We start from the raw sequence: 13,374 nt of genomic DNA, 5'->3' as shown, positions 1-13,374 counted from the left end.
CGGGGGGGCGCCCGCGGGGGCGGCCCCGGGCATGGCCGCGGCGGCCGGGCGGGGCGCGTACTCCCGCCAGGCGCCGGAGCCGAACCAGTCGGCGATGGCCTGGGCCGGCGGGCGCTGCTCGGGCTGCTTGGCCAGCAGGCTCAGCAGATACGCCTCGAAGGCGGGGGTGAGGACGACGCCGAGGCGGCTCGGCGGGGTCGGCGCGCTGTCGATGTGCTGGTAGAGCAGGGCGGTCGCGGTGTCCGCGCGGAACGGCGGGTGCCCGGTGAGCAGCTGGTAGAGGACGCAGCCGAGCGAGTACACGTCCGAGGCGGGCGAGGCGGGCTTGCCGAGGGCCCGCTCGGGGGCCAGGTAGAGGCCGGTGCCGACGATCTGCCCGGTGGTGGTCAGTCCGGCCGAGGGGTCGTCGACGAAGCGGGCGATGCCGAAGTCGGCCAGCTTGACCGTGCCCTCGGCGTCCATGAGCAGGTTGCCGGGCTTGATGTCGCGGTGGACCACGCCCTGCCGGTGGGCGGCGGCGAGGCCGGCGGCGGCGTGCGCGGCGACCACGGCGACCCGCTCGGCGGGCAGCACCAGGGGGTGGGCGGGGGTGGAGCCGAGGCTGTCGCCCTCGACCAGCTCCATCACCAGGAAGAGCTTGCCGTCCCAGGTGCCGAAGTCGAAGACGCCGACGACGTGCGGGTGGCTGAGCCGGGCGGCGGTCTGCGCCTCCAGGCGGAAGCGGTCGGCGCCGGAGGGGTCGGTGGACTGCGCCAGCATCAGCTTCACGGCGACCGGCCGGCCGAGGACCTCGTCGGTGGCCTGCCACACCTCGCCCATGCCGCCACGGCCGATACACCCGTGAAGCCGATATCGGTCCGCGACCAGCACCAGGAGACGCCCTTTCGACAATCGATCACTTGACGGCAGAGGACCAGGGTAGAGCCGCCGACCACGCGTCCTCGCCGCGCTCCCCCCGAAGCAGAACCACGGCGGAACCGCCGACGTACGCACGGACGCAGGGGAGCCCCCCGGGGGTTCCGCCCCGGACCGACCGATTCCACCGGCCACCGATCCGGCCACCGATCCGCCACCGATCCGGTAACCGCCTGGCCACTGCCGGCCACCACCCGGCCACCCCCCGGCCACCGACGGCCACCCCCCGGCTCGTCCTGGGCGCGGGCGGGGCTCCCCACCCCCGGTACCGCTCGGGTACCTTCCGGGTTCCGTCAGGGTTCCCGGAGGGTGAACAATGGGTGCCGTGGGGCCGGCGGGAGCCGGCCCGCACGCGAGACCCGACCCCGAGCTGGAACGGAGTGGACCGTGGCGCGACCGAGAGTGGGCGTGGCGGTACTGACGATGGGCACCCGCCCCGCCGAGCTGGGCGCGCTGCTCGACTCGGTCGCGCGGCAGGACGAGCCCGCCGCCCGGGTCGTCGTCGTCGGCAACGGCGCCGGTTCGCTGCCCGCGCTCCCCGAGGGCGTCACCGGGGTGGAGCTGCCCGAGAACCGCGGGGTCACCGGCGGCCGGAACGTGGCCATCGACACCCTCCGCTCCTTCGGCGACGTGGACGTCCTGGTCGACCTGGACGACGACGGCCTGCTGGTCGACACGGACGTCTTCCGCCGCCTGGTGGACCTGTACGAGACCGAGCCGAAGCTCGGCGTCGTCTCCTTCCGGATCGCCGACGAGACGGGCGAGACGCAGCGCCGGCACATCCCGCGGCTCGGCGCGAAGGACCCGATGCGCGGCGGCGAGGTCACGACCTTCCTCGGCGGCGGCCACGGCCTGTCGATGCCGATGCTCGACCGGATCGGCGGCTGGCCGGAGGAGTTCTTCTTCGCGCACGAGGAGACCGACCTGGCGTGGCGGGCCCTCGACGCGGGCTGGCGGATCACGTACGCGCCCGAGCTGCTGCTCCAGCACCCGAAGACCAGCCCGGCTCGGCACGACGTCTACTACCGGATGACCGCCCGCAACCGCGTCTGGCTGGCGAAGCGGAACCTGCCGGCCCCGCTGGTCCCGCTGTACCTGGCGGTCTGGGTCCTGCTGACCGTGGCCCGCACCCGCTCGGTGCGGGGCCTGCGCGCCTGGTTCGCGGGGTTCGCGGAGGGCCTGAAGGCGCCGGCCGGCCCGCGCCGCCCGATGCGCTGGTCCACCGTGCTGCGCATGACGAGGCTGGGCCGCCCGCCGATCATCTGAGGCCGGCCGCCAGGAACTCCTCGACCAGGTCCGCCCACCCCTCCGGGTCCTCCCAGAACGGCAGGTGCCCGGTGGCGAGTTCGGCGGTCCTGGCGCCCGGGACCACGGCGGCGAGCGCCCGCTGACGGGCGGGGGAGACCAGCGGGTCCTCGGCGGTGACGACGACGAGCGCCGGCACCGCGAGCCGCGGCAGGTCCTCCCGTACGTCGATCCGCGCGGCGAGCTCCAGATGGCCGGGGGTCGCGGCGGGCGGGGCGGGCGCCAGCATCAGCATGGCCCGCAGCCGGTCCGGATCGGTCCGGTCCAGGAAGCTTTCGCCGAGCCCGGTCAGCGCGAGGTGTTCGGCGAGCAGCCGCGGCCGCCCGCTCTCGTACAGCCCCCGCCACACCGCGAGCCCCAGCCGCATCCGGTGGTCGGCCCGGGCGAACGGCGCGGTCAGCACCACGCCCCTGACCCGCTCGGGACACCGCGCGGCGAGCCGTACGGCCAGCGGCGCCCCCAAGGAGTACCCGCAGACCACGAACTCGCCGACCCCGGCGTCGTCGGCGGCGGCCGTCAGCCCGTCGACGACCTCGTCGACACCGGCCCCGCGCCGCCCGGGCAACTCCCCGGCCACCCACCGGAACCGCCCGCCGAGCCGCCGCAGCAACCCCCCGAAGTGCCCCTCGGCACTCCCGCCGGCCCCGTGCACCAGCAACAACCCCGTCACACCGCTCCCCCCCCAGGAACAGAGACAGGTGAGGCCGGTACTGAGATCAGTACCGGCCTCACCTGCTGTTTCGGCTGTCGGGGTGGCGGGATTTGAACCCACGACCTCTTCGTCCCGAACGAAGCGCGCTGCCAAGCTGCGCTACACCCCGATGTCGCTGCTCTGTTGTTTCCGTCGCGGCGACATCGATTACTTTAGCCCACCCGCGCCCAGAGACGAAATCCGGTTCTCGCGGCCCGCCACCGCAGGTCGGAAGCGGTCGGCCAGGACGAGGAGGAGGCCGAGGGCGTAGAAGGCGAGGCCGAGGACGAGGGCGTTGAGCAGGACGCCGGCGTAGCCGTGGGCGGCGACGTCGAGGAAGGGGTACGTGTACCGGGTGGGGTGGTCGGCGGGGAGCAGGGCGCCGCGGACCAGGGCGAAGGCCAGGTACGTGCCGGGGGCGGCGAGCCAGAGGGCCGCGTGGCGGGGGCGGTAGGCGCCGGGGCGGGTGAGCAGCAGCCAGTCCAGGGCGACGCAGATCGGGGTGACCGTGTGCAGGAGCTGGTTGGAGACGGCTCGGGCGCCGGTGAGCGCGTCGATGGCGGCGGCCTGGTCGAAGCCGCTCGACGGGTTGTCGAGCACCAGGTGGAAGACGAGCCCGACGACGGAGATGCAGAGCAGCGTCCCGCCGGTCCACAGGGCGGGCAGCGGGGGTCGGCCGGTCCAGGCGCGGAGGGCGCCGAGTCCGAGGACGACGGCGACGGCGGTGTTGGTCCAGATCGTGAAGAAGCTGAAGACGACGAGCGGGTTCCCGTGGGCGCAGTCGATCGTCACGCCGGTCGCCGCGGCGAGGGCGATCAGGCCGCGGACGACGGCGGTGAAACGGTTCGGCATGGCCTCACGGTACGGGGGCGGGGTCGCCCCCGTACGGAGGTCAGGCGCGTGCCGTCAGGGTGAGCAGCGTCGCCTCGGGCGGGCAGGCGAAGCGGACCGGGGTGAAGCGGTTGGTGCCGCAGCCCGCCGAGACGTGCAGGTAGGAGGTGTGGCCGCCGGCGGTGTGGGTCGAGAGGCCCTTCGCCCGGTCGGTGTCGATGTCGCAGTTGGTGACGAGGGCGCCGTAGAAGGGGACGCACAGCTGCCCGCCGTGGGTGTGCCCGGCGAGGACCAGCTCGTAGCCGTCGGCGGTGAAGGCGTCGAGGGCCCGCAGGTACGGGGCGTGCACGATGCCCAGGGAGAAGTCCGCCGTGGCGTCGGGGCCGCCGGCCACCCGCTCGTACCGGTCCCGCTTGATGTGCGGGTCGTCGAGGCCGGTGAAGGCCAGCTCGGCCTGGGGCAGCTTGAGCCGGCCGCGGGTGTTGGTGAGGTCCACCCACCCGGCCGCGTCGAAGGCGTCCTTCATGCCCTCCCACGGGTTGTGCACGGCGCCGACGACCGGCTTGTTGCCGTTGAGCCCGTGCCGGCCCTGCGCCTTCTCCAGGAGGTAGCGGGCGGGGTTGCGCAGCCGGGGGCCGTAGTAGTCGTTGGAGCCGAAGACGTACACGCCGGGGAACTCCATCAGCGGTCCCAGCGCGTCCAGGAGCTCCGGCACGGCCTCGGTGTCGGAGAGGTTGTCGCCGGTGTTGACGACGAAGTCGGGGCGGAGCCCGGCGAGCTTCTGCAGCCAGGCGCGCTTCTTGTTCTGGCCGCACACCATGTGCACGTCCGAGACCTGGAGCACCCGCAGGTCGTCCATGCCCGGTGGCAGGACGGGGACGGTGATCCGGCGGAGCCGGAAGGAGCGGGCCTCGAAGCCCGCCGCGTAGACGAGTCCGGCCGCGGCCGTGGCCGCGACGCCTGCCGTGATCTTCAGGGGGATCCCGTACCGTGCGCGCATCCCCCCATCGTTCCAGACCCGTGGGGCGTAAATGCACGGGCGGTACGCGGGGAGCACCTGCCACACTTGACGTCATGACCACGCTCAAGGCACGACTGAAGGACGACCTCAACGCCGCGATCAAGGACCGCGACGAACTGCGCTCCTCGACCCTGCGGCTGACCATCGCCGCGATCACCAAGGAGGAGGTCGCGGGCAAGACCAAGCGCGAGCTCTCCGAGGACGAGGTGCAGAAGGTGATCGCCAAGGAGGCGAAGAAGCGGCGCGAGGCCGCGGACGCCTTCGAGCAGGGCGGTCGCCAGGAGTCGGCCGAGCGCGAGCGGGCGGAGGGCGTCATCCTCGACGCGTACCTGCCGAAGCAGCTCTCCGACGAGGAGCTGGACGGCATCGTCGCCGAGGCCGTCGAGGAGGCGCGGGCGGCCGGCGCCGAGGGCCCGCGCGCCATGGGCGCCGTGATGAAGATCGTGAACCCGAAGGTGGCCGGGCAGGCCGACGGCGGCCGGGTCGCCGCCGCCGTGAAGAAGCACCTGGCGGGCTGAGCCCCGGCCCCCGGACGTACGAGAAGGGCGCCCCCACCGGATCCGGTCCGGTGGGGGCGCCCTTTCTTCGTCCGTGCCGCGCGTCAGCCCCTGCCGCGGCCGCCGTTGCCGCCGCGGGTGGCGTCGCCGCCGGTCAGGTCGGGGAGCGGGATGGTCGGGATGGTGAGCGTCGGCTTGTCGGACGGCTTGTCGTCGTCCCGGTCGCCGGGCTTGTCGTCGTCCCGCTTCTCGTCCTTCTTCGGGTCCTTCGGCTTCTCGGCCCGCGGGATCTTGACGTCGACGAAGGACGGCGCGTCGGAGCCGAGGGCGCCGGTCATGGCGATCCGCCAGATCGGGCCGGGGAGGCAGCCACCGCAGACCTTGTCGTAGTACTCGCCGCCGATGGTGATGTCGTACATCGACTTCTTCTCGCCGATGTCGTCGCCGACCCAGACGGCGGTGGACAGGTTCGGCGTGTAGCCGACGAACCAGGCGTCCTTGCGGTCGTTGGTGGTACCGGTCTTGCCCGCGTTGTCGCGGTCGCTCAGACCGGCCCTGGTACCGGTGCCGTCCTCGACCACGCCCTTGAGCATCTGGTTGATCATGTCGGCGGTGCGGTCGGACATCGCGCGCGTGCACTTGGTCTGCGGCACGTTCAGCTTCTCGCCGTTCGCGGTCTTGATCGACTCGATCGCGACCGGGACGCAGTAGATGCCGCGGTTGGCGAAGGTGGCGTAGACCGAGGCCATGTCGAGCGGGGTGCTCTCGATGCTGCCGAGGGTGGCGGACGGGCTCTGCTTGATGGGCTTGCCCAGCTCCCGCTCGTAGCCGACCTTCTTCGCCATGGTCAGCGTCTCGCAGAGGCCGGCCATCTGCTCCAGGCGCGCGAAGTAGGTGTTGATGGACTTCCCGAGGGCACTCGTCATGTCGTACATGCCCTTCTCCGACTCGAGCTCGTTGCCGACCTTCCAGTCGGCGTAGCCGGAGGGCTTGCCGTCGCAGCGGGTGTAGTCCTTCTCCGAGACGGTGATCTCGGTCGGGTCGTTGAAGCTCTGCGCCGGGCTCATCCCCTTCTCCAGGGCGGCGGCGGCGGTGATCGGCTTGAAGGTCGAGCCGACCTGGAAGCCGTACGTGGTGCCGCCCATCTTGCTGCCGACGGCGAGGTTCAGCGTCGTCTGGTGCTGCTTCTGGTCCAGGCCGTACGGGCGGGACTGGCCCATCGACACGATCTTGCCGGTGCCGGGCTGGATCTGCACGACCGACGCGGCGACCGGGTCGTCCTTGTTGATCTTGGCGATCGCGGCCTCGTTCGCCGCCGCCTGCGCCTTCGGGTCCAGCGTGGTGCGGACGGTCAGGCCGCCCAGGTTCCACAGCTTCTGCCGCTCCTCGGCGGTCTTGCCGAAGACCGGGTCGTTGAGGATCGTCTTGCGGACGTAGTCGCAGAAGAAGCCGGCGCCGTCGACGGCGGTGATGCAGCCGTTCTTCGGCGACTTCACCTTCAGCTTGATCGGCGCCGCCTTGGCCTTCTCGAACTCGGCCTGGCTGATGTCGCCGACGTCCGCCATCCGCTGGAGGACGATGTTCCGCCGCTTGGTGGCTTCCTGGAGGTCGTTGATGGGGTCGAAGCGGCTCGGCGACTGCACCAGGCCGGCCATCATCGCGGCCTCGCCCAGGTCCAGCTTGGCCGCGGGCTTGGAGAAGTAGCGCTGCGAGGCGGCCTCGATGCCGTACGCCTGCTGCCCGAAGAACGTGATGTTGAGGTAGTTCTCCAGGATCTTCTTCTTGCCCAGCTCCTCCTCGACCTGGATCGCGTACTTCAGCTCGCGGACCTTGCGGCCGATCGTCTGCTGGGTGGCCTGCGCGACCTTCTCCGGGTCGTCACCGGCCTCCTCGACGAAGACGTTCTTCACGTACTGCTGGGTGAGCGTGGACGCGCCCTCGGAGACGCCGCCCGACTGCGCGTTCTTGTTGATCGCGCGGAGCACGCCCTTGAGGTCGATGGCGCCGTGCTCGTAGAAGCGCGAGTCCTCGATCGCGACGATCGCCTTCTGCATGTACGGGGAGATCTTCTCCAGCGGCACCACCTTGCGGTCCCGCGAGTAGACCGTGGCGATGAGCCCGCCCTCGGCGTCCAGGATGGTGGTGCGCTGGCTGAGGGGCGGGGTCTTCAGGTTCGAGGGGATCTCGTCGAACCCCTCGACCGTGCCCTTGGCCGCCAGACCCAGTGCGCCGGCCGCGGGCAGGGCGATGCCCGCCAGCACGGCTCCGGAGAGCACACTGACACCGAGGAACTTGGCGGCCTGCTGGGTCCCGGTCAGACCACCGCCCGAGCGCTTCTTTGCCATGGGGGCAGCCTACGTTCTCAATCGCCGGACACGCGTATATGCCTTGGCCTAAGCTGCTCCCAACTGTCACAGGAGTGCGGTCCCGTATCAACCCCCGTGCGTGACATTCGCCTGATTTCCGGCATGAGTTCCCGCGTCCCCGAATCCGCGGGAAGGCCATGTCCGATTCCGGGGCGTGTGTCGCGGGGTGTCCCATAACACACGCATGTCTTGCGGTCACTCCCCTGGGTGATCTGACGCGCACGCATAGTCCGTTCGGACCATTCAAGATTGGGCCCGAAGGGGGTGTTGCGCTGTCCCCGCCTTCCGTAACGTCCCAACTGGCAGCGGTGAATATGCCGCTGCCGCCGTGGGGGAGCCTCGATTCGGGAGAGGACGGCGCCGGTATGGGCTGGGTAGCTGACTGGAGTGCGCAGGCGGCCTGCCGCACTACCGATCCGGATGAACTTTTCGTGCAGGGAGCGGCACAGAACCGGGCGAAGGCGGTGTGCACTGGCTGCCCGGTGCGCACCGAGTGCCTGGCCGACGCCCTGGACAACCGTGTGGAGTTCGGCGTGTGGGGCGGCATGACGGAGCGCGAGCGCCGTGCCCTGCTGCGCCGGCGGCCCACGGTCACCTCGTGGCGGCGGCTCCTGGAGACCGCCCGCACCGAGTACGAGCGCGGCGCGGGCCTGCTGCCCGTGGCGATGGAGGACGACGCGACGTACGAGGAGTACGCCGCGGTCGGCTAGTCCCGCTCGCCCCGTGAGGTCCCGTCAGGACCGGTCGCGCGGGGAGGAGAGGCGCTCACCGATGGCCCGCAGCCCGGCGAGGTCGTGCACATCGCCGGGCAGGGCGGCCACTTCGGTCACCGGCACCTCCGGGTGGAGGGCCGTGAAGCGGTCCCGTGTGCGCTTTTCGCGCGCGAGCACCCGCATCCGCTCGGCGTGCAGCCGGAGCAGACCCGCGGTGAGCCGCGCGATGTCCGGATCGTGGTCCGTGCTGCTGTTTTCCTCGCTGCTGTGTCCTTCGCTGTGGTCCTCGGGCACGTCGGCTGTGGGGGCAGCCTCGGGCGCGGCAGGGGGACGTGCGGGGGAGTCGGCGGCGGTGGCGGGGTGCGACGGCTCGGACGACGGGGCCGGGACGCCACGCTGTCCAGCATTCCCGGCCGCCTGATCCACAATGCGGCCCTCGTCAAGATTTTCGGCGGCCGCCAGAGCCCGCTCGGCCGAGAGCCGCTCCGCACCGCTGCCGTGCACCCGGTTGAGGACGAGACCGGCCAGCGGCATGCCCTCGGCGGCCAGTCGCTCCACGAAGTACGCGGCCTCCCGCAGCGCGTCCCGCTCGGGCGCCGCGACCACGAGGAAGGCCGTGCCCGGCGCCTGGAGCAGCCGGTACGTGGCGTCCGCCCGCGTCCGGAAGCCGCCGAACATCGTGTCCATCGCCGCCACGAAGGTCTGCACGTCCCCCAGGAACTGACCTCCCAGCAGCTTGCCCAGCGTCCCCGTCATCATCGACATGCCGACGTTGAGGAACTTCATCCCGGCCCGGCCGCCCACCTTCGCCGGCGCCATCAGCAGCTTGATGAACTTCCCGTCCAGGAAGGACCCGAGGCGCTTCGGCGCGTCCAGGAAGTCCAGCGCCGAGCGGGACGGCGGGGTGTCGACGACGATCAGGTCCCACTCGTCCCGGGCCCGCAGCTGGCCCAGCTTCTCCATCGCCATGTACTCCTGCGTGCCGGCGAAACCGGCCGACAGGGACTGGTAGAAGGGGTTCTCCAGGATCGCCCGGGCCCGCGCGGGCTCCGCGTGCGCCTCGACGATCTCGTCGAAGGTCCGCTTCATGTCCAGCATCATGGCGTGCAGTTCGCCGCCGTCGGGCCCCTTGACGCCGTCCACCTTGCGGGGCGTGTTGTCCAGCGCGTCGATGCCCATCGACTGGGCCAGCCGGCGGGCCGGGTCGATGGTGAGGACGACCACCCGCCGGCCCCGCTCCGCCGCCCGCACGCCCAGCGCCGCCGCCGTCGTCGTCTTGCCGACCCCGCCGGAGCCGCAGCAGACGATGATCCGCGTCCCCCGGTCGTCCAGGATCGGGTCGATCTCCAGGACGGGCACGGCGTCCAGTCCGCCCGTGAGGACGGGTACGGCGTCGAGCCCGCCCGCGGCGGCCTCCGGGGTCTTCTCCGCCACGGGGGTCTCCTCCGTCACGCCGCACCCACCCCTTGCCTCCGCAGTTCCTTCGCCAGCCGGTAGAGGCCCGCGATGTCCGCCCCGCCGCCCAGGTACGGCAGCTCGTACGCGGGCGCGCCGACGCCGTCCAGGACGGCCCGCTGGGCCCGCTCCAGCTCCACCCGCCGGGCATGCTCGGCCGCCTGGTCGAGCAGCGGCTCCACGAGCCCGGCGCCGCCCGCGACCCCGGCCGACACCAGCGTCCGCGCGATCGCCTCGCGGTGGTCGCCGGAGGCGGCCCGTACCGCCGCCCCGTCCAGCACGTGCGGGCGGACCATGTTCACCACCACCCGGCCCACCGGCAGCCCCGCCGCGCGCAGTTCGGCGACGCCGTCCGCCGTCTCCTGGACCGGCATCTCCTCCAGGAGCGTCACCAGGTGCACCGCCGTCTCGGGGGACTTGAGGACCCCCATCACCGCCTGCGCCTGGTTGTGTATCGGGCCGATCCTGGCCAGCCCGGCCACCTCGTCGTTCACGTTGAGGAAGCGGGTGACGCGGCCGGTCGGCGGCGCGTCCATCACCACGTGGTCGTAGACCGGACGGCCGTCCCGGTCCCGCCGGCGGACCGCCTCGCACGCCTTCCCGGTGAGCAGGACGTCCCGCACCCCCGGGGCTATCGTCGTCGCGAAGTCGATGGCGCCGAGCTTCTTCAGCGCCCGGCCCGCGCCGCCCAGTTTGTAGAACATCTGGAGGTAGTCGAGGAGCGCGCGCTCGGCGTCGATCGCCAGCGCGTACACCTCGCCGCCGCCCGGAGCCACGGCGATCTTGCGCTCCTCGTAGGGAAGCGCCTCCGTCTCGAAGAGCTGTGCGATGCCCTGTCTGCCTTCGACCTCGACGAGGAGCGTGCGCTTCCCCTCCGTCGCGAGGGCGAGGGCGAGGGCGGCGGCGACCGTCGTCTTACCGGTACCGCCCTTGCCGCTGACGACCTGGAGCCTGCTCACGTTGTCGAGCCTAACCACTGGCGGCCCCGCGCAATCAGGGGACCGCCCCGGAGAAGCCCCCGAACCCGGACCCTGGGGGGAGCCTCGGCGGAGCACCCCGCCACAGCGGCTACAGTCGGGCCCATGACCAAGTGGGAGTACGTCACGGTGCCGCTTCTGGTGCACGCGACCAAGCAGATTCTCGACAACTGGGGCCAGGACGGCTGGGAGCTCGTCCAGGTCGTGCCCGGGCCCAACCCGGAGCAGCTGGTGGCCTACATGAAGCGGCCGCAGTCGTGAGCGGGGCCGTCGAGGCGCGGATCGCCGAGCTGGGCCTGAAGCTGCCCGAGGTCGTCCCGCCGCTCGCCGCCTACCAGCCGGCCGTGCAGTCCGGCGTGTACGTCTACACCTCGGGCCAGCTCCCGATGGTGGAGGGCAAGCTTCCGGTGACCGGCAAGGTCGGCGCCGAGGTGACCGCCGAGGAGGCCAAGGCGCTCGCCGCCACCTGCGCGCTGAACGCGCTCGCGGCCGTGAAGTCGGTCGCCGGTGACCTCGACCGCATCAAGCGGGTCGTGAAGGTCGTCGGCTTCGTCGCCTCCGCCGCCGACTTCACCGGCCAGCCGGGCGTCGTCAACGGCGCCAGCGAGCTGCTCGGCGAGATCCTCGGCGACAAGGGCGTGCACGCCCGCAGCGCCGTCGGCGTCACCGTCCTCCCGCTCGACGCCCCCGTCGAGGTCGAGGTCCAGGTCGAGCTGACCGAGGTCTGACCGAGAGCCGACCTCGGTCCGACGGAGGTCCGACCGAGGCCCGGCGGAAGCCTTCCGCACGCGAGCCGGCCGCCCCTCCCCGGGGCGGCCGGCTCTCGTGCATTCCGTTCGTTGCGCATAGCATCCGCCCATGTCGAATGGTCAGTGGTACCCGCCGGAATGGCCCGACCGCATCCGCGCCCTCGCCGCCGGCGAGCTGGTGCCGGTGACGCCCCGGCGCGCCGCCACCGTGCTCCTGCTGCGCGACGCGGCCGCCGGTCCCGAGGTCCACATGCTGCGCCGCCGCGCCTCCATGGCCTTCGCCGGCGGCGCGTACGCCTACCCCGGCGGAGGGGTCGATCCGCGGGACGAGCAGCCGGTGCGCTGGGCCGGGCCGCCGCTGGAGGAGTGGGCGGACCGGCTGGGGCTCGACGACCCCGCGCAGGCCCAGGCCGTGGTGTGCGCCGCCGTCCGGGAGACCTTCGAGGAGGCGGGCGTGCTGCTCGCCGGCGAGACCCCGGACACCGTCGTCGGCGACACCACCGGCGAGGACTGGGAGCGCGACCGGGCGGCGCTGGTCGCCCGCGAGCTGTCCTTCGCGGACTTCCTCGACCGGCGCGGGCTCGCGCTCCGCTCCGACCTGCTCGGCGCGTGGGCGCGCTGGATCACCCCCGAGTTCGAGCAGCGCCGGTACGACACCTGGTTCTTCGTGGCCGCCCTGCCGGCCGGGCAGCGGACCCGGGACGTCTCCGGCGAGGCCGACCGCACGGTCTGGATCCGCCCGGCCGACGCCGCGGCCGGGTACGACCGGGGCGAGCTGACGATGATGCCGCCGACGATCGCGACCCTGCGGTCCCTCCAGCCGTGCTCCACGGCCACGGAGGCGCTGGCGGCGGCCGGGAAGCAGTCCATGACGCCGGTGCTGGCCCACGCGCGCGTGGAGGGCGACCAGGTGGTGCTGACCTGGCCGGGCCACGACGAGTTCACCAAGCGGGTCGAGGGAGGCACCCCGTGACCGACGCCGCCGCCCTGCCCGGACAGCCGCGCGGGCTCGTCACCTCCGGTCCGGCGACCGAGCGGGCCGTGAACGTGCTCGCGCCCAACCCGTCCGCGATGACCCTGGACGGCACCAACACCTGGCTGCTCTCCGAGCCCGGCTCCGACCTGGCCGTCGCCGTCGACCCGGGCCCGCTCGACGAGGGCCACCTCCGGCACGTGATCGACACCGCCGAGAAAATGGGCAAGCGGATCGCGCTGACCCTGCTGACGCACGGTCACCCGGACCACGCCGAGGGCGCGGGCCGCTTCGCCGAGCTGACCGGCACGGCCGTCCGCGCGCTCGACCCGGCGCTCCGCCTCGGCGACGAGGGCCTGGGCGAGGGCGACGTGGTCACCGTCGGCGGCCTGGAGCTGCGGGTGGTGCCGACGCCCGGCCACACCTCCGACTCGCTCTCCTTCCACCTCCCCGCCGACCGCGCGGTGCTCACCGGCGACACCATCCTGGGGCGCGGCACGACGATGGTGGCGCACCCGGACGGGCGGCTGGGCGACTACCTGGACTCGCTGCGGCGGCTCCGCTCGCTGACCGTCGACGACGGCGTCCACACCGTCCTGCCGGGCCACGGGCCGGTCCTGGAGGACGCCCAGGGGGCCGTGGACTACTACCTCGCCCACCGGGCGGCCCGGCTGGCGCAGGTGGAGTCGGCGGTCGAGGCGGGCCACCGGACGGCGCCCGAGGTCGTGGCCCACGTCTACGCGGACGTGCACCGCTCGCTGTGGCCGGCGGCGGAGCTCTCCGTACGGGCGCAGCTGGAGTACCTGCGGGAGCGTGGCCTGATCTGAGCACCCCCGGGAACCCGACGGCCTCCCCACGTGTCTTACGCTCCGCTTACATCA

At 72.6% G+C, this 13,374-nt stretch carries 14 protein-coding genes and 1 tRNA gene; 7 read left to right on the top strand and 8 right to left on the bottom strand.

Annotated elements, in window-relative coordinates; all coding sequences use genetic code 11:
- The coding region (locus IF73_RS0112290; RefSeq protein ID WP_037879004.1) for a serine/threonine-protein kinase at nucleotides 1-870 on the bottom strand (870 nt) is incomplete at its 3' end.
- Between the two features lie 432 nt (nucleotides 871-1,302).
- Between IF73_RS0112290 and IF73_RS0112285 the strand changes: the two genes are divergently transcribed.
- Complete coding sequence (locus tag IF73_RS0112285) at nucleotides 1,303-2,181, top strand: glycosyltransferase family 2 protein (RefSeq protein ID WP_031006632.1); 879 nt, start codon at nucleotides 1,303-1,305, stop codon at nucleotides 2,179-2,181.
- On the opposite strand, the gene IF73_RS0112280 is transcribed toward IF73_RS0112285, so the two are convergent.
- The 4 genes from IF73_RS0112280 to IF73_RS0112265 all read right to left on the bottom strand — a co-directional run bounded on the left by IF73_RS0112280 (nucleotide 2,174) and on the right by IF73_RS0112265 (nucleotide 4,742).
- On the bottom strand, nucleotides 2,174-2,890 hold the full coding sequence (locus IF73_RS0112280) for an alpha/beta fold hydrolase (RefSeq protein WP_037878976.1): 717 nt from the start codon (nucleotides 2,888-2,890) through the stop codon (nucleotides 2,174-2,176). The two genes, IF73_RS0112285 and IF73_RS0112280, sit on opposite strands and share 8 nt — an antisense overlap.
- A gap of 77 nt (nucleotides 2,891-2,967) precedes the next feature.
- A tRNA-Pro gene (locus IF73_RS0112275) sits at nucleotides 2,968-3,041 on the bottom strand.
- A 38-nt stretch (nucleotides 3,042-3,079) separates the two neighbouring features.
- Entirely contained in the window at nucleotides 3,080-3,763 is a 684-nt protein-coding gene (locus IF73_RS40980) for a Pr6Pr family membrane protein (protein WP_051716698.1), read from the bottom strand.
- Between the two features lie 40 nt (nucleotides 3,764-3,803).
- Complete coding sequence (locus IF73_RS0112265; protein WP_031006626.1) at nucleotides 3,804-4,742, bottom strand: metallophosphoesterase; 939 nt, start codon at nucleotides 4,740-4,742, stop codon at nucleotides 3,804-3,806.
- Nucleotides 4,743-4,816: 74 nt separating this feature from the next.
- Here IF73_RS0112265 and IF73_RS0112260 point away from each other — a divergent pair, with 74 nt between their 5' ends.
- Complete coding sequence (locus IF73_RS0112260) at nucleotides 4,817-5,281, top strand: GatB/YqeY domain-containing protein (RefSeq protein WP_031006624.1); 465 nt, start codon at nucleotides 4,817-4,819, stop codon at nucleotides 5,279-5,281.
- Between the two features lie 83 nt (nucleotides 5,282-5,364).
- Here IF73_RS0112260 and IF73_RS0112255 read toward each other — a convergent pair whose 3' ends face one another.
- Entirely contained in the window at nucleotides 5,365-7,605 is a 2,241-nt protein-coding gene (locus IF73_RS0112255; protein WP_031006622.1) for a transglycosylase domain-containing protein, read from the bottom strand.
- A gap of 386 nt (nucleotides 7,606-7,991) precedes the next feature.
- On the opposite strand from IF73_RS0112255, the gene IF73_RS0112250 reads away from it, so the two are divergent.
- Nucleotides 7,992-8,336 (top strand): WhiB family transcriptional regulator, encoded by a 345-nt coding sequence (locus IF73_RS0112250; protein ID WP_030495795.1) that lies wholly within the window; start codon nucleotides 7,992-7,994, stop codon nucleotides 8,334-8,336.
- Between the two features lie 24 nt (nucleotides 8,337-8,360).
- On the opposite strand, the gene IF73_RS0112245 is transcribed toward IF73_RS0112250, so the two are convergent.
- Together IF73_RS0112245 and IF73_RS0112240 are read right to left on the bottom strand one after the other, a co-directional pair.
- On the bottom strand, nucleotides 8,361-9,707 hold the full coding sequence (locus IF73_RS0112245) for an ArsA family ATPase (RefSeq protein ID WP_031006620.1): 1,347 nt from the start codon (nucleotides 9,705-9,707) through the stop codon (nucleotides 8,361-8,363).
- A gap of 80 nt (nucleotides 9,708-9,787) precedes the next feature.
- The gene (locus IF73_RS0112240; RefSeq protein WP_031006619.1) at nucleotides 9,788-10,753 is read right to left on the bottom strand and encodes an ArsA family ATPase; all 966 of its coding nucleotides are present in this window, start codon (nucleotides 10,751-10,753) and stop codon (nucleotides 9,788-9,790) included.
- A 123-nt stretch (nucleotides 10,754-10,876) separates the two neighbouring features.
- On the opposite strand from IF73_RS0112240, the gene IF73_RS40975 reads away from it, so the two are divergent.
- The 4 genes from IF73_RS40975 (at nucleotide 10,877) to IF73_RS0112220 (ending at nucleotide 13,320) form a co-directional block, all read left to right on the top strand.
- Nucleotides 10,877-11,032 carry a DUF4177 domain-containing protein gene (locus tag IF73_RS40975; RefSeq protein WP_158821993.1) on the top strand — a complete coding sequence of 52 codons (156 nt, stop codon included), beginning with the start codon at nucleotides 10,877-10,879 and terminating at the stop codon, nucleotides 11,030-11,032.
- Nucleotides 11,029-11,499, top strand: a complete 471-nt coding sequence (locus IF73_RS0112230; protein WP_031006617.1) for a RidA family protein — start codon at nucleotides 11,029-11,031, stop codon at nucleotides 11,497-11,499. The genes IF73_RS40975 and IF73_RS0112230 overlap by 4 nt, the downstream gene beginning before the upstream one ends.
- Nucleotides 11,500-11,629: 130 nt before the next feature.
- Complete coding sequence (locus IF73_RS0112225; protein WP_031006615.1) at nucleotides 11,630-12,493, top strand: NUDIX hydrolase; 864 nt, start codon at nucleotides 11,630-11,632, stop codon at nucleotides 12,491-12,493.
- Entirely contained in the window at nucleotides 12,490-13,320 is an 831-nt protein-coding gene (locus IF73_RS0112220; protein ID WP_031006613.1) for an MBL fold metallo-hydrolase, read from the top strand. Before IF73_RS0112225 ends, IF73_RS0112220 begins: the two co-directional genes overlap by 4 nt.
- Nucleotides 13,321-13,374: the final 54 nt, after the last annotated feature.

Origin of the sequence: Streptomyces sp. NRRL F-5727 (genome assembly GCF_000719555.1) — a bacterium.
Taxonomy (GTDB): domain Bacteria; phylum Actinomycetota; class Actinomycetes; order Streptomycetales; family Streptomycetaceae; genus Streptomyces.
Note: the sequence above shows the minus strand (reverse complement) of the source record. Positions and strands in the feature narration are given on the sequence as shown.